Consider the following 14,647-nt stretch of genomic DNA (forward strand, 5'->3'; position numbering starts at 1 on the left):
CCTCTCAGTTCACGAGCTCGGGGTCGCTCAGGATGATGTCGTCCCAGAGCGTCTGGAACGACAGCCAGCCGAAGCCGGGCGAGCCCAGCACCGACGCGAGCCAGCGTGCATCCTCTGTCTGCCAGAGCGTCGGTTTGCCCGCCGCCTCCGCGATGAGCTGCGCTTCGCAGCATCGGTTCATCAGCACGAACCACCAGGCGGCCTCGTCGATGCTCTGGCCGGTCGTGAAGATGCCGTGCCCGCCATGGATCGCGACGCGCTTGTCACCGAAAGCCGCGGCGAAACGGGCCGCTGCCTCGGGCTCGCGCACCACGCGCGGTTCCCGGATCAGCGCCTGGTTCTCGAAAAAGATGCAGGCATCCTGCGTGATCGGGTCGAGCAGCCGCTCGAACGCCGACCAGGTCGACGCATGCAACGCATGCGCGTGGCAGACGGCCTTGACCTCCGGGCGGGCCTGATGGAGTGCGGTGTGCAACAGCAGCCCGACGGGATTGACCATGGCGTTGCCGCGCACCACCTTGCCTTCATGGACCTGCACCAGGTCCGAGACCTTGACCTGGTTCATCGCGACACCGACCGGATTGACCCAGAAGTGGTCCGGCAACTCCGGGTCACGCAGCGTGATGTGGCCCAGCAGCCCCTCGGAAAACCCGCGCCGGCCGAAGATGCGGCAGGCGCCGGCCAGGCGCTGCAGTTGGTGGGTTCGCTCCGCTTCCTTGCTGTCGAATGTCGGGGGAACCCGGGAGGCAAAGCTCTGTACGCCGATCTGCACGATGGGTCTCCTGGATTCCGGCCGACCGCCGGATGGTGGCTCGCAACGTTAGCACCTGCGCGCGACAGGGCGCAAGATCGCGTGCCGGGTCTTTCGGGTTACGGCGTCGGGGGGAGCGCGTTGATGGCGCGCAGGGCCTCGCGCGTGATGCTCTGCCGCTTCGGAAGGTCGTCGAGCCTGTTCGGCGTGTCGATGTTCAGGGCGAAGAAGACGGGGCCGGTGGGCCACTCGACCCAGCCCACCCACCAGCCGATCTTTCCGGACCAGCCCGTCTTGGCGCGCAGGATCCAGTCCGCGCCCGCTTCGTTGACCATCACGTCCTTCACGAGCCGCTGGTGCTCGACCTTGAAGGGCAGTTGGTTGCGGTACAGCCGCTGCAGGAAGGCGATCTGCTCGAAGGCTGAAATGGCCAGGTCGCCCTCGACCCAGAATGGCTTATCGCCCGTGGCGACGGCATTGCCGTAGCCGATCTTGCGCATGTAGGCGGTCTCGCGCGCATCGCCGAGTTGCCTGGCGAAGCCCTCGTACACCCATACCGTGGAGTTCCGCATCGCGGAGCGCAGGTTCTGGTCCGCATTCCATGCGGGTTGCGAACGCTTCACGCCATCCCACGGAATCACCTGGAATTCGTCGCGCAGCAGGCCGGCATCGAGCGCGAACAGGCTGTGCGGAATCTTGAAGGTGGAGGCCGGCGAATAGCGTCGCCCGGCGCGCGCCGTGTCGTAGACGTGGGCCGTTTCGGACTTGCCCCGGGCGTCCAGCACCACGATGCTGCCTTGCGCGTCGGCCGCGGTGAAAAACCGTGACCACTCGGCCATGTCCTGGCGCTGCGGTTCGGCCAGCGCAACTTGAGAAAGCCCTGCGGCGAGGGCGGAGAGCATGAGATTTCTGCGATTCATCGCAGAAAGTCTAAATGCCTCGCGACGCTTCAGATCTTGAACGCCCTCTGCACGTCGGCCCGCACCAGGTCGGCGTAGTCCCTGTGCTTGCGGATCCAGCCAGCGATGAACTGGCACACCGGGATCACGTGCTTGCCCTGGCTGCGCGCCTCGTCGAGCACGTGCCGCGCGATGGCGGACCCGACACCCTTGCCCTCGTACTCGGGCATCACTTCGGTGTGGGTGAACATGACGGCTTCGCTCAGCAGGTTGTACTCGCAGTAGCCCGCGAGCTTCCCGTCGATGGCGGCCTCATAGCGATGCTGTTCGGGCTTGTTGGTGATCGTGATGTCGGTCATTCGATTTCCGTGTGCGTTCAGGTTGTTCGGGCCAGGAAGGTCGCGAGGTTTGCCGCGGCCGTCGCGCGAACCTTCTTCTTCAGCATCGGCGACCAGCCCAGCAACAGGCCCGGCGTGCCCAGGGCCTGACGCGACCAGCGCCAGAAATCGAAGCGGTCGCGTTGCGTGGCGATGAGCCCTTCGGGGGTGAAGGTGAAGCGCGAGTCGATCGCGTTGTCGACGATGCGCCCGGTCGCGCTGAAGAGATAGTGCGCGTCCCAGTGCGCTTGGCCGGTCGTGGCGTCGGCCTGCACATCGCGGTAGCTCAGCTTCCAGACCGCGGCGCCCTTGGCCCGCGTGCCGGTGCAAAGCATCTTCCACATGCCGCCGATCTCGCGCGCGCCGCGCAAGGCGAAGGCCTCGTCGTCGAAGCGCGCATCCGGGGCGTAGCAGGCGGCCATGGTGTCCGCATCGAGGGCGGCGAAGGCGTCGTAGAAGCGGCGGATGGTCTGTTCGTTGCGCATGGGGTCTTTCGCGATGCGGCATCGTAGCCGAGCATGCCCCGGCGTCGCGTCTCAGGACTTGACCAGTTCGAGCAGCGTCTGGAGCGCGTAGTGCACCGTCGCCGCGCGCACCGCCGCGCGATCGCCGTCGAAGCGCCGTCGTTCGGTGCGCACCTGCCCGTTCGCGGACCAGCCGAACCACACGGTGCCGACGGGCTTCTCGGGCGAGCCACCGGTGGGCCCCGCCACGCCGGTCACGGCCACTGCGACCTGCGCCCTGGAGCGCGCGACGGCCCCTTGCGCCATGGCGCGCGCGACTTCCTCGCTGACCGCGCCGTAAGCTTCGATCAAGGCCGCGTCGACGCCGAGCAGTTCCGTCTTGGCCTCGTTCGAATAGGTGACGAGGCCGCGCTCGAACCAGTTGCTGGAGCCCGAGAGATCGGTGCACGCCCCGGCGATCAGGCCGCCGGTGCAGCTTTCGGCGGTGGCCATCATCAGGCCCTTCCGCTGCAGCGCCTCGGCGAGCTGCAGCACGAGCGCCGGGGTGTCGTGCCCGGAACCGGGAGTGAAAGAAGCGTCGTTCATTGTGTTCACCATGCGCGCCATGCGGCGATCACCAGCAGCGTACAGAACGCCGCGACCAGGTCGTCGAACAGGATGCCGAAGCCCGCGACGCGCCATCGCGCAGGCTCGCTGCCGGTATCGGGCAGCTTGAACGCGCGGTCGGCCCAGCCCACCGGTCCCGGCTTGACCGCATCGAAGAAACGGAAGAGGGCAAAGGCGATGAGCTGCGCCAGCAGCCCGCCGGGCGTCACGAGCCAGAGCACGATCCAGAAGGCGACCACTTCGTCCCAGACGATGCTGCCGGGGTCGGCGACATTCATGTGCCGGGCCGTGACGGTGCACGCCCACCAGCCGACCGGCAAGGACGCCAGGATCACCCAGCCGACCGCGGCATTGGAGAGCCACAGTTGCATGACGAGGAAGGCGACCCAGGCCCACAGCGTGCCCACGGTGCCGGGCGCATGGCGCGGAAGGCCCGAGCCGAAGCCCAGGGCGATGAGGTGCGCCGGGTGCGCGAGCAGGAAGCGCACGGTCGGGCGGAACGGCAAGGGTGGCGGCACGGCGCCGGAAGAGGGAGCGACTGGCATGACGCGACAGTGTCGCGCATCCGGCGCGGTACATGCCAGTGTTCCGGCCAGCGTCCAGGCCAGCGCTCAGGCCGGCTGGTAGTGCTGCTCGATGCGCTGCGCCACCGCCTTCGGGTTGCTGCGCAACGCTTCGGTGTCGCAGGCGCCCAGGAACATGCCCTCGAAATTGATCTCGACCCGCGGGAAGTAGTGGTCCAGCGATGCGCCTGCGTCGAACAGGCATTGCGCCAGCGACGCGAAGGTGCAGCCCGCATCCTGCGCGTCGGCGCCCTTGGCATTGACGCGGTACACATAGGCATCCGTTCCGATGCGTTGGATTTCGATCAAGGGCTTCATTCGGCGCGAGACGGGAGTTGGGTCCAGACAGATGTGGCGATTGAATGGTCGCTGCAAGCGCCGGGCGGGTAAATAGTCCATTTGGACCGACCGGACTTCGCGCAGAATATTTGCCTGATGCTCCCCGCCCGAATCCTTCTCATCGACGACCATGCGCTGTTCCGTTGCGGTCTCCGCATGGTGCTCACTTCCGGCATTCCCGAGCTGGAAGTGGCCGAGGCGGCGTCGCTGGAGGAGGCCATGCGCAGCCCGATGGTCGAGCCGGCACTGGTTCTGCTGGACATCCAGCTCCACGGGCTCAACGGCCTCGAAGGCATCGCGCTGGTCAAGCGCAAGTGGCCGGAGGCCGCGGTGGTGATCCTGTCGTCTGACGCCGGACCGCACAACGTGCGCATGGCACGGGAGCGCGGCGCGGCGGCTTTCGTCTCCAAGGCGGATTCGGCGGACAACATCCTCTCGGTCATCGAGCAACTGCGCCGGGGGCTGCCGATCGTGTCGACCGACCATGCTTCGGCACCGGCCGGCAACGGCGATGGCGCGCGGCAACTGCTGACGCCGCGCCAGTTCGAAGTGCTCGACCTGCTGTGCCAGGGCCTGCCCAACAAGGTGATCGGCCGGCGCCTCAACCTGTCGGAGAACACCGTGCGCGGCCACGTGCAGGCCGTGCTCGCGGCCCTGCAGGTGTCGAGCCGTTCGGAAGCCGGCTTCGCGGCCCGCCGCAGGGGTCTCGTCGCCTGATGAAGAATCCGCTGCGCCTCGCCGATGGGCGCACGCTTGTCGAGCAATTGCGATTGCTGCTCGGCAACACGGGCAGTTCGGTCGTCCCGGCCATCCTGGTCGCGCTGCTGCTCGTATGGGTGCTGTCCAACGAGCACAACGCGCTCGGCCTGCGCGCCTGGGCCGGCACGGTGATCCTGATCAAGCTCTACTGCGCACGGGAAGCGCGCCGCATCCTGAAGACGGAGATTTCGTTCGATCGCGCACGCGCGCTCGTCTGGCGGCAGATCGCGCTGAACGCCATCGATGCCGCCGCGTGGGGCTCGCTCGCATGGGTCACGCTTGGCACCACCACCGTCGCAGGCAGCATCCTGGTGGTGGCCGTGCTCGCCGGTATTGCCGGCAGTTCGATGTCGTCGCTCGCGCCGGTGCTGCCGGTCTTCATCGCGTTCGGCGCGGTCGAGCTGGTCGTGCTGGCGACCAAGCTGTGGACGCTTGGCGATCCGGCCTACAACGCGCTGGGCGTGGCGGGCGCGCTGTACGTCGTCACCCTGCTCGGCCAGGCCCGCAACAGTGCCCGCGCCGCGCGCGCGGCCATCGACCTGCGCTTCGAGAATGTCGAGCTGATCGAACGCCTGCGGGTCGAGACCGAGCACGCGCAGGCCGCGCACCAGACCGCCGAGGAGGCCAACCTCGCCAAGTCCAGGTTCCTGGCCGCCGCGAGCCATGACCTTCGCCAGCCCATCCATGCGCAGGGGCTGTTCCTGGAGGTGCTGGCGCGCAGCAAGCTCTCCGCCGCGCAGTACGACGCGCTGGCCAACGCGCGCGCCACCTGGCAGGCCTCCGCCGAGATGCTCGATACGCTGCTCGACTTTTCCCGCATCGAGGCCGGCGTGGTCGAGCCGCAGATGCAGGCCTTCCATCTGCAGCCGCTCCTCAACAAGATCGAAAACGAACTTGCACCGCAGGCCGATGCCAAGGGCATCGTCTACCGCTCGCGCGAGACGCACGTCGCGGTGCGGTCGGATCCGGCGCTGGTGGCGCTGATCCTGCGCAACCTGGTCTCGAATGCCATCCGCTATACCGAGAACGGCGGTGTGCTCGTGGCCTGCCGCGCGCGAGGCGGTCAGGTGCTTCTCGAAGTGTGGGACACGGGCATCGGCATCGAGCCGTCCCAGCACGAAGACATCTTTCGCGAGTTCCATCAACTCGGCAACGCCGAGCGTGATCGCCGCAAGGGCCTCGGGCTCGGGCTGGCGATCGCGCAAGGGCTGGCGCGTGCGCTGGGCCACGCGCTGACGCTGGTATCGAGGCCGCGGCGCGGCAGCGTCTTCAGGCTCAGCCTGCCGGTGGCGCAGGTGGGCGTTGCGCCGGGCGGGGTCGAGGTGGTGCCGGGGCATGCGCGGGTCTTCGACGTGCGCGTCCTGGTCATCGACGACGACGAGGCCGTGCGCTCCGGCATGCGGCAACTGCTCAGCGCCTGGGGTTGCGTGTGCGACGTGGCCGATTCCATCGAGGACGCGCAGGCACGGGCGCGTGCGAATCCTCCGGGCCTGGTCATCAGCGACTACCGGCTGCGCGAGCTGCGCACGGGCGCCGAGGCGATCGCCGCATTGCGCGCGGAGTTCGGCCAGAACCTGCCCGCGCTCCTGATCACCGGCGACACGGCGCCGCAGCGCCTGCGCGAAGCGCGCGCGACCGGCGTGCCGCTGCTGCACAAGCCGGTGTCGCCCAACCAGCTCTACCACGGGCTGATGTGCGTGCTGAACGAAGTCGAGATCGATTCGTCGTTTGCGCTGCTGGAAGCCGCACCGGTGCCGGCGGCCTAGTTTCGGGCGAAGTGGTCGAAGGACGCGAAGCGCTGCGCCACGGGTGTGCCTTGCGCATCGACGATGCGCAGGCCGGCTTGTGATTCGATGCGGCCGATCCGCGTGACCGGCGTGTCGGTCGCGCGACCCGCCTGCTCGACGGCGCTGCGCGCCGACTCGGGCGCCGTGAACGCCAGTTCGTAGTCATCGCCGCCTGCCAGCGTGCAGGCGCGGCGGCCCTCCGAGTCCAGTCCCGCTGACGCGCCTTGCGGATGTGCGGCCAGCGCAAGCCGATCTGCAACCGCATCGGCATCGAGTCGCGCTCCGACGTCGCTCGCGCTCAGCACATGCCCGAGGTCGCCCACCAGCCCATCGCTGACATCGATGGCGGCCGTGGCGACGCCACGCAGCGCCAGCCCCAGCGCCACGCGCGGCGTCGGCTGCTCCATGCGCGAACGTGCCAGCTCGAAAAGCGCTGCGGGCAGCGACAGCGTGCCGCGAAACACTTCCAGCGCCAGACGCGCATCGCCGAGCGTGCCGCTGACCCAGACATCGTCGCCCGCCCTGGCGCCCGAGCGCAGCAGTGCCGCACCCGTAGGAACCTCACCAAACACCGTGATGCAGATGTTGAGCGGCCCGCGCGTCGTGTCGCCGCCGACCAGTTCGCAGTCATGCGCATCGGCCAGCGCGAAAAGGCCGCGCGAGAACCCTTCGAGCCAGGCCTCGTCGATCGCGGGCAGCGACAGCGCGAGTGTGAAGGCCAACGGCTTCGCACCGCAGGCCGCGAGATCGCTCAAGTTGACCGCCAGCGCCTTGTGCCCGAGCTTCGCAGGATCGACGGTGGACAGGAAGTGTCGTCCCTCGACCAGCATGTCCGACGACACCGCGAGTTGCATGCCCGGCGCAGGCGCCAGCAACGCACAGTCGTCGCCCACCCCCAGCGGCGAGCGTTTAGCGGGCCGCGTGAAATAGCGCGCGATCAGGTCGAATTCGCCGGCGACGCTCATGGTGCCCTCACACCTCCGAGCTGCGGAAGCGCAGCGCGGCCTGCCGCACGACCTCGGCCAGCAGGCGCTCCTTGCCCTGCTTTTCGCGCAACCAGCGCGCGTCGTTGCGATTGGCCTCGACGCTGGTGCGCAACTCGCCGAGCGCCTCGGTGGCATTGAGTGCCTCGCTGTGCCATTCGAGCTGCGTCATCGTCATCAGGATGTGATCGCGCAGCGGCATGTGCTCGCCGCTCGCGGGATCCACATACACCGCGTCGAGGCCGAAGCGGCAGGCCTGAAAGCGGTTGTAGGTGTAGACCAGGTAGTCGTCCTCCGTCGGCGTGAAGGGCTGCTCCTGCAGGAACCAGGCCGCGAGCGACTGCACGTAGCCGGCCAGCGCGGCGGCGCGCTCCACGGTGAGCGGCGTGTCGAAGACGCGGATCTCGATCGTGCCGAACTCGGGCTTGGGACGGATGTCCCAGTAGAAGTCCTTCATGCTGCGGACCACGCCGGTGCGGGTCATGCGCATGAAGTAGTTCTCGAACTCCTTCCACGACAAGGTGAACGGCGCACGGCCCGACAGCGGGAACGCGAACACCGAGTTGAGCCGCGCCGAGTCGAACTGCGTGTCCTGCCCCTGCACGAAGGGCGAGGATGCCGACAGCGCGATGAAATGCGGGATGTAGCGCGACATGCGGTGCAGCATCAGCAAGGCCGCGTCGGCGTCGGGGCAGCCGATGTGCACGTGCTGGCCGAAGATGGTGAACTGCTTCGACAGATAGCCGTACAGCTCCGACAGCTCCCTGAAGCGCGGCTTGTCGTAGATGCGCCGCTCGTGCCATTGCTGGAAGGCATGCGTGCCGCCGCCGACCACCGCGATGTTGAGCTTGTCCGCGTTTTTCACCAGCGCATCGCGGATCGGCGTGAGCTGCGCGATCACGTCCTGCGCCGAGTGGCACACGTCGGTCGAGATCTCGATCATGCTGGACGTCATCTCCGGCACCACGCTGCCGGGCAGCGGTGTCTGCGCCATCAGCCGCAGCATGTCCTCGGCATAGGGTGCGAGGTCGTAGTCGTGGGTGTTGACGAGTTGCAGTTCGAGCTCGACGCCGAGCGACAGCGCAACCGACTTGTTGAAGCGCTCCAGCGGCACGATGCGGCTCGCCGGCGTCGAAGGCGAACCATCGGCTTGCAGGTCCAGCGGGCGTGTGCTCATGTCGACCCCCACACTCGGCACTGCGTGTCCTCGCTGCCCCCCGAGGGGGTGCGAGCTTGCTTGGGGCGGCCCGGCGCTGTGCTCATCGCTGCGTGTCCTCCACGGAACTGAATGCGTCGGGCAACCATGGCTTGGAACTCTCGCCGGCGGCATGGATGGCGACGGTGGCGATCACCGCGCCGAGCACTTCCATCAGCAGGATGGCCGGCAGGGCGATCTGCGTGATCATCGCACCCAACAGCGGCGATGCGCTGACGAATGCGGACGTGATCAGCATCGCGATCGACGACAGCGGCGACATGGCGCAGCCGACCCAGAAAGCCTGCTTCCAGCTGGCGCCGCTGCCCGGGTTAGCGATGGCCACACCCGCGACCTTGGTCACGGCGCGCACGCCGATCATCGTCAGCACCACGCTGGCCACTGGCAGGCTCCAGTCGGCCTGCGCAGCGACGATGGACACCAGCACGAACATCAGCATCGTCAACAGCGTGGCGGCGGTGCCGAGCTGGCGCGGCCAGGTCCAGGGCTTGGGGTTGAGCGCCTTCAGCAGGATGCCGCCGATCAGCGCCGCGAGCGGTGCCGAGCCGCCGAAGTGCGCCGCGAGCGCCGCGCCCGCCGCAATGATCGCCAGCAGCAGGATGGAGGTGTTCTCGCTGGTGGGGCTCATTACGCGCAACGCCGAGCGCAGCGACAGCGCCATCAACGCGCCCACCACGAAAGACATGCCAAGCACCACGCCCACGGGATACAGCTTCTCGAACAGGCCCTGCGGCGCGCGCTCGATCAGCCCCGCCTGCGCGTAGCCGAGCGCCAGCGCATAGAAGGTATTGAGCGTTGCGAGCGTCATCGCGCGCTCGGTCACCGGGCCCGATGCGCGCGTGTCGATCACCACGCGGCTCAGCACCGCCGGCGAGGCGACGATCGCCATCAGCGCGATCGGATTGGCCACCGGATCGGGAATGCCGATCCAGTGCAGCGCCCAGAACACGCCGAAATAGGTCAGCGTGGATTCGAGCAGGCTCTGCACCAGCACCATCGGGTTGTGGCGGAACCAGCGCAGCGGCAACCGCCCGCCCGCCTCGAAGAGCACGATGGCCACGCCCAGTTCGAGCAGAAAGAGGCTGATGCCCTGCAAGGGCCAGATCGCACCTTCGAAACCGGCGAAGCCGACCACGGTGCCGACCATGGAATAGCCGATCACCTTGGGCAGGCCCATGTAGCGCCGCACCAGGTGGCCGGCGGCCGCGGCGGTGGCGAGCAGCAGCGACCAGAGCACGGTCGGCAATCCGGCCGAGGGTCGTACCCACTCGGCCCAGAAGCCCAGCAGATCGTTAGGAAGAAAAGACGTCATTAATCAGGCGATTCAAACAAACAAGGGGCCCGCCAACCCTTCCAGAGCGCGCAAGGCGTTCATGATTCCAGGAGAAAAGGCGGACTCAGTGCAGCACGCGCGAGGAGGGCATGCCTCCCGCATCGGCTTCCAGGACGAACATGGGAATCGGCACGTCGAAGCGCTCGCCCTGTTCGGTCACGATGAAGAAACTCCCGTGCATGGTACCGCTCGGCGCCTTGAGGCGGCAGCCGCTGGTGTAGCGGAACGATTCGCCCGGCGCGATCAGGGGCTGTTGCCCGATCACGCCGAGCCCCTGGACCTCCTGCGTCTGCCCGCCGCCATCGTTGATGAACCAGTGGCGGGCGATCAGTTGCGCGGCGACCTTGCCGTGGTTGGTGACTGTGACCGCGTAGGCAAAGGTATAGACGCTGTCTCCGGGGGAAGACTGGTCAGGCAGGTATCGAGGCTCGACCTGCACGGTCATCGGAATGCTGCTGGTCATCGCAGGGATGGTAGTCCATTGCTGGACGTTGCCCCCACGCTCCGTCACTGCGTGTACTCGCTGCCTCCCGAGGGGGCCGCAGGCCGCCTTGGGGCGGCCCGGCGCCGGCCTGGTCGCCCCTCCATAGCCTCGCTGGGCGTGCTCCTGCGACAATCCGGAACCATGAGCAGCCCATTCCGCATCGCCCCCTCCATCCTCTCGGCCGACTTCGCCCGCCTTGGCGCCGAAGTGAGCGACGTGATCGCGGCCGGCGCCGACTGGATCCATTTCGACGTCATGGACAACCACTACGTGCCGAACCTGACTTTCGGCCCGATGGTCTGCCAGGCGCTCAAGCCGCACGCACAGAAGCCGGACGGCACGCCCGTGCCCATCGACGTGCACCTGATGATCCAGCCTGTCGATGCGTTGGCGGCCGCCTTCGCGCAGGCCGGCGCCGACTTCATCAGCTTTCACCCGGACGCCTCGCCGCACCTGCACCGCAGCATCCAGGCCATCAAGGCCGCAGGCTGCAAGGCCGGGCTGGTCTTCAATCCCGGCACCGGGCTCGAAGCGCTCGACTGGGTGATCGACGAGATCGACCTCATCCTCATCATGAGCGTGAACCCGGGCTTCGGCGGCCAGAGCTTCATCGATTCGGCGCTGCGCAAAATCGAGCTCGCGCGCAAGCGCATCGAGGACACCGGACGCGACATCCGGCTCGAAGTCGACGGTGGCATCAAGGTCGACAACATCGCCCGCGTGGCCAGCGCCGGCGCCGACACCTTCGTGGCCGGCAGCGCGATCTTCAACGCGCCGGACTACGCCAGCGTCGTCACCGCGATGCGCGAGCAGCTCGACGCCTCGCTCAAGGCTTGACCTTTTCGTTGTAGACGCGGTCGGCTTCCGGCCCGCGGTCGGTGTCGACCACGCCGCGCTCCACGTCGTTGAAAGCCTGCTTGCCGACGCGGGTTGCCGCGCCGCCCTGGGTCTGCTGGCTGTCCGATGACTGGTCGCGTTCGTGGGGAAGGCGCGGCGCGGATTCGCCGCCCTGCTCGACCTTGGTCTTGCCGCCTTCGGTGTCCTTCATCGGATCGTTCTTACCGGGGGCGGGGGTCTTGCGGCTGGCCATGGCGTGCTCCTGTTTCATGCTGCAAGTTGTGGCACGGCATGGCGGCAAACACGGTAGGACCGGCCTTCGGCCCGTTGTAGGATGGCCGGCGAGATGACAAGCCCCAGACCCGAGCCCACCGCCAGCGACACCCTTCGGATCCACGGTTTCTCGGCCCTCGAGCCCGGACCGCGACTGATCGTGCTGGGTGGTGTGCATGGGGACGAGACCTGCGGGACCGTCGGCATCGAGCGCGCTGTCGCCGAACTGGATTCGGGCGCGCTGCAACTGCTGCGGGGGCAGCTCACGATGGTCCCTGTCGCCAATCCGCTCGCCCGGCGATTGATGCGACGCGAGGGGGAGCGGAATCTCAACCGATCGTTCCAGCCGACGCAGGCGGGAGCGAATCCGGCGGACTACGAAGCACGCATCACCGATCTGCTGTGCCCGCTGCTAGAGCGCCACGAAGTGCTGCTCGACCTGCACTCCTTCCAGAGCGCCGGCGAGGCCTTCGCGATGATCGGGCCGCGCGACAACAGCGGGACGCTCGAACCGTTTTCGCGCGCCTTCGAGGAAGGCCAACTCGCGCTTCACCTTGGCACTTCGCGCGTGGTGGAGGGATGGCTCGACATCTATGCGGCCGGCCTTGCGCAACGGGCCGGCGGGCGCGCGGCCGACGATGCGGAACTGGCCTTCGGGTGGGGCACCAACGAATACATGCGCAGTCGGGGCGGCTACGGGGTGACGCTCGAATGCGGGCAGCACGAGGATCCGGCCGCGCCTGGCGTCGCGTATACAGCCATTCTTTCTGCGCTGCGCCTGCTCAACATGATCGCGCCTGATCCGGATGCGGCGCCGCCGTCGCCGCCGTCCCTGCTGCGGCTGGTCAGCGTGACCGATCGACAGCATGAGGACGATCAGTTCGTCCGGGAGTGGGCGACCTTCGATCCCGTCGCGCAGGGCGAGCCCATCGGCGTGCGAGAGGATGGCAGCGTGCTGCATGCGGACCGCGACGGGTTCATCGTGTTTCCGAATGCCGAAGCGCTCGCGGGGACCGAGTGGTTCTATTTCGCCGTGGCCAGTGATCGGGATCTGACGCGGTCCAACCGCTAGCGCGGGGGCCCGCGTGCCGCGTTCAGCGAAGCGGCAACTCGATCGAAGCGGAAAGTGGGACCGAATCGATACGCACAGCACTTGCGACGACGATGGCGCGATCGGGCCGTTCGGCAAGGTCAGCAAGCGTGCGCCACAGGAGGCGAATCGATGCGGCATCGAGCGCGGCCGTCGGTTCATCGAGCAAGGTGAGTGCGCGTCCCGACGCGAGCGCGGCCGCCAACCAGACCTTGCGCTTCGACCCCGTGGAAAGCATGTACATCGGCTTTTCGAGATGCGGGGTCAATGAGAATCCCTCGGCAAGCGCCCGCCACCTGGCCTCGTCGAAGCGCGCATCGCCAGCGCCGAGAGACGCCGTGCACTGAAGCGCGGTGACCTTGTCGAACGCGTCGGTCGTCGGGTCGACGAAGAACACGTTTCGTCGATAAGCCTCGCGCTCGCCGTCGAGGCGTACACCTGCCAAAGTCAGCCGACCTTCAACGGGCAAGCTTCCCGCGATCGCACGAAGGATGGTCGACTTTCCGCTGCCGGCGTCGCCGTACAGCAGCGTGACCCCGGCGCCGATGGACGCGCACCATCCCGCGGCAATCGCCGGCTGCCCCGGGTACGCGAAGCCCAGGTCCTTGACGCCGAGAAGGGGAGCGGGTGTCGTGGATTTCATGCCGCAACCCTACAGCAACCGAACGCAATGGCCGCTCGGAGGCGCGCTATCGAACTGGCCTTGTCAGGACTCCCAATCGGACGTTGAATGCTGGGCGACGATGGCTTCACCCGGGAGCGAGCATGGAAATCAAAGACCGCATCGGCGCCCTGCGCGTTGTATTGGTTCTCTCAGGCCTCGCGTGCCTTTCGCTGTATCCGCTGATGATCGTCTGGCCCTCGGGTTGGGCGTGGCACGTGGGGCACTCCGACTACCCGCTGATGATCGTGGGCATCTACGCCACGCTCGGCGTGTTTCTCATCCGCGCTGCCCGCGACCCGCGCGAACATCTCAGTCTGATCTGGTTCGCCGTCTGGTCGAGCGTCGTGCATGCGGCGATCATGGCCGTCCAGGCGATCACCCAGCCGGGACAGATGGGACATCTGCTGGGCGACGTGCTAGCGCTCCTGTTGGTCGCGGTGGTGCTCGCGGTGCTGGTGCCGAGGCGAAACACGAGCCCTTGACCTCGTCTCGACCAGACCCCGTGGCTATACTCCGCCCGTCACGTCAAACAAAGGCGTGATCGGGTTTGGAAGCCCGAAGCCAGCATACAGGGACGCAAGCCGCAGTCCTCCGCAGCGAGTCTGCGGCTTCGTCGTTCGTGCCACCATTTTTGGCGGCTCGAACGGGGAGCCGCAAGGCTCGCCGGTTCTCCCTGGAGCTGCCCGGTCTTCCAACCCGTTCGAGCTGCCGCCCTCGTTTGGAAGCGGGCGCGGCGGTTGTAGCAAACCGCAGCTTCAGGAGAACCTTCGTGGTCCACCCTTCTTGCGCGCCCGCGCGCCCCCCAGACGTTCCCCCCGCCGACGACAACGCGCTCCATCCCACAGGTGCCACCGTCACTCTGGCCGCGAAGGCCACAGCCGAACTCGATGCACTGAGAGAGGCCTATCACGCCACCGCGTGCATCAGCAACTTCATGCTTCACGTGCTGGAAGTGCCCAAGTCCGAACGCTACGTCAGCCGCAGCGAGGTCGAAGCACTTGTCGCATTGGTCGAAGCAGAACTCCAGCGCCGCATGCACGCCGCGAAGGCGACCGTCGCATCGATGCAGGTGCCTCCACGGACCTGACTTGAGCGCGGAGTGATCGAAGCGACGCGGGCGACCGGCTGGCCCGGTCGCGCGCAACGTTCACCGAAAAGTCGCGCTGCCATCGTCGAACGGTCGTCCAACGATCGGCGGTGTTGCGCGGCGGGCGGGCGCGAA

General features: G+C 67.4%; 19 protein-coding genes. 6 read left to right on the forward strand and 13 right to left on the reverse strand.

The genetic code is table 11. The features are described from left to right. Window positions 1-4 precede the first annotated feature (4 nt). The 7 genes from ACSFBL_RS29445 to ACSFBL_RS29475 all read right to left on the reverse strand — a co-directional run bounded on the left by ACSFBL_RS29445 (window position 5) and on the right by ACSFBL_RS29475 (window position 3,969). Window positions 5-772, reverse strand: a complete 768-nt coding sequence (locus tag ACSFBL_RS29445) for a class II aldolase/adducin family protein (protein ID WP_435519359.1) — start codon at window positions 770-772, stop codon at window positions 5-7. A gap of 98 nt (window positions 773-870) precedes the next feature. Continuing rightward, window positions 871-1,671 carry a class D beta-lactamase gene (gene blaOXA / locus ACSFBL_RS29450; RefSeq protein WP_435519360.1) on the reverse strand — a complete coding sequence of 267 codons (801 nt, stop codon included), beginning with the start codon at window positions 1,669-1,671 and terminating at the stop codon, window positions 871-873. Window positions 1,672-1,700: 29 nt separating this feature from the next. Continuing rightward, a complete protein-coding gene (locus ACSFBL_RS29455) occupies window positions 1,701-2,009 on the reverse strand; it encodes a GNAT family N-acetyltransferase (RefSeq protein ID WP_435519361.1) in 309 nt (102 codons plus the stop codon). Between the two features lie 17 nt (window positions 2,010-2,026). Continuing rightward, window positions 2,027-2,512 carry a nuclear transport factor 2 family protein gene (locus ACSFBL_RS29460; protein ID WP_435519362.1) on the reverse strand — a complete coding sequence of 162 codons (486 nt, stop codon included), beginning with the start codon at window positions 2,510-2,512 and terminating at the stop codon, window positions 2,027-2,029. Between the two features lie 51 nt (window positions 2,513-2,563). After that, window positions 2,564-3,076, reverse strand: a complete 513-nt coding sequence (locus tag ACSFBL_RS29465; RefSeq protein ID WP_435519363.1) for a CinA family protein — start codon at window positions 3,074-3,076, stop codon at window positions 2,564-2,566. Window positions 3,077-3,081: 5 nt separating this feature from the next. Continuing rightward, window positions 3,082-3,642 (reverse strand): phosphatidylglycerophosphatase A family protein, encoded by a 561-nt coding sequence (locus ACSFBL_RS29470; RefSeq protein ID WP_435519364.1) that lies wholly within the window; start codon window positions 3,640-3,642, stop codon window positions 3,082-3,084. A 66-nt stretch (window positions 3,643-3,708) separates the two neighbouring features. Then, complete coding sequence (locus ACSFBL_RS29475) at window positions 3,709-3,969, reverse strand: hypothetical protein (protein WP_435519365.1); 261 nt, start codon at window positions 3,967-3,969, stop codon at window positions 3,709-3,711. Between the two features lie 126 nt (window positions 3,970-4,095). Between ACSFBL_RS29475 and ACSFBL_RS29480 the strand changes: the two genes are divergently transcribed. Beyond that, window positions 4,096-4,716 carry a response regulator gene (locus tag ACSFBL_RS29480; RefSeq protein WP_435519366.1) on the forward strand — a complete coding sequence of 207 codons (621 nt, stop codon included), beginning with the start codon at window positions 4,096-4,098 and terminating at the stop codon, window positions 4,714-4,716. Then, window positions 4,716-6,524 carry an ATP-binding response regulator gene (locus ACSFBL_RS29485; RefSeq protein WP_435519367.1) on the forward strand — a complete coding sequence of 603 codons (1,809 nt, stop codon included), beginning with the start codon at window positions 4,716-4,718 and terminating at the stop codon, window positions 6,522-6,524. Before ACSFBL_RS29480 ends, ACSFBL_RS29485 begins: the two co-directional genes overlap by 1 nt. Here the strand turns inward: ACSFBL_RS29485 and thiL are convergent. The 4 genes from thiL to apaG form a co-directional block, all read right to left on the reverse strand. Continuing rightward, on the reverse strand, window positions 6,521-7,510 hold the full coding sequence (gene thiL, locus ACSFBL_RS29490) for a thiamine-phosphate kinase (RefSeq protein ID WP_435519368.1): 990 nt from the start codon (window positions 7,508-7,510) through the stop codon (window positions 6,521-6,523). The two genes, ACSFBL_RS29485 and thiL, sit on opposite strands and share 4 nt — an antisense overlap. A gap of 7 nt (window positions 7,511-7,517) precedes the next feature. Continuing rightward, window positions 7,518-8,642 carry a YbdK family carboxylate-amine ligase gene (locus ACSFBL_RS29495; protein ID WP_435519452.1) on the reverse strand — a complete coding sequence of 375 codons (1,125 nt, stop codon included), beginning with the start codon at window positions 8,640-8,642 and terminating at the stop codon, window positions 7,518-7,520. Window positions 8,643-8,787: 145 nt separating this feature from the next. Continuing rightward, window positions 8,788-10,056: a cation:proton antiporter gene (locus tag ACSFBL_RS29500; protein WP_435519369.1), complete on the reverse strand. Its 1,269-nt coding sequence runs from the start codon at window positions 10,054-10,056 to the stop codon at window positions 8,788-8,790. A gap of 85 nt (window positions 10,057-10,141) precedes the next feature. After that, complete coding sequence (gene apaG / locus ACSFBL_RS29505) at window positions 10,142-10,540, reverse strand: Co2+/Mg2+ efflux protein ApaG (RefSeq protein WP_435519370.1); 399 nt, start codon at window positions 10,538-10,540, stop codon at window positions 10,142-10,144. Window positions 10,541-10,702: 162 nt separating this feature from the next. Between apaG and rpe the strand changes: the two genes are divergently transcribed. After that, window positions 10,703-11,398, forward strand: a complete 696-nt coding sequence (rpe, locus tag ACSFBL_RS29510; protein ID WP_435519371.1) for a ribulose-phosphate 3-epimerase — start codon at window positions 10,703-10,705, stop codon at window positions 11,396-11,398. On the opposite strand, the gene ACSFBL_RS29515 is transcribed toward rpe, so the two are convergent. After that, the gene (locus ACSFBL_RS29515; RefSeq protein WP_435519372.1) at window positions 11,388-11,651 is read right to left on the reverse strand and encodes a hypothetical protein; all 264 of its coding nucleotides are present in this window, start codon (window positions 11,649-11,651) and stop codon (window positions 11,388-11,390) included. The two genes, rpe and ACSFBL_RS29515, sit on opposite strands and share 11 nt — an antisense overlap. A gap of 93 nt (window positions 11,652-11,744) precedes the next feature. On the opposite strand from ACSFBL_RS29515, the gene ACSFBL_RS29520 reads away from it, so the two are divergent. Beyond that, window positions 11,745-12,743: a M14 family metallopeptidase gene (locus ACSFBL_RS29520; RefSeq protein WP_435519373.1), complete on the forward strand. Its 999-nt coding sequence runs from the start codon at window positions 11,745-11,747 to the stop codon at window positions 12,741-12,743. 22 nt (window positions 12,744-12,765) lie between these two features. Here ACSFBL_RS29520 and ACSFBL_RS29525 read toward each other — a convergent pair whose 3' ends face one another. Then, on the reverse strand, window positions 12,766-13,404 hold the full coding sequence (locus ACSFBL_RS29525) for an ABC transporter ATP-binding protein (RefSeq protein ID WP_435519374.1): 639 nt from the start codon (window positions 13,402-13,404) through the stop codon (window positions 12,766-12,768). 122 nt (window positions 13,405-13,526) lie between these two features. Between ACSFBL_RS29525 and ACSFBL_RS29530 the strand changes: the two genes are divergently transcribed. Both ACSFBL_RS29530 and ACSFBL_RS29535 read left to right on the forward strand, forming a co-directional pair. Continuing rightward, complete coding sequence (locus tag ACSFBL_RS29530; RefSeq protein WP_435519375.1) at window positions 13,527-13,907, forward strand: DUF6632 domain-containing protein; 381 nt, start codon at window positions 13,527-13,529, stop codon at window positions 13,905-13,907. 287 nt (window positions 13,908-14,194) lie between these two features. Continuing rightward, entirely contained in the window at window positions 14,195-14,512 is a 318-nt protein-coding gene (locus tag ACSFBL_RS29535) for a hypothetical protein (RefSeq protein ID WP_435519376.1), read from the forward strand. The last annotated feature ends 135 nt before the right edge of the window (window positions 14,513-14,647 follow it).

The sequence above is a fragment of the Variovorax glacialis genome, from assembly GCF_051216375.1.
Classification (GTDB): domain Bacteria; phylum Pseudomonadota; class Gammaproteobacteria; order Burkholderiales; family Burkholderiaceae_C; genus Variovorax.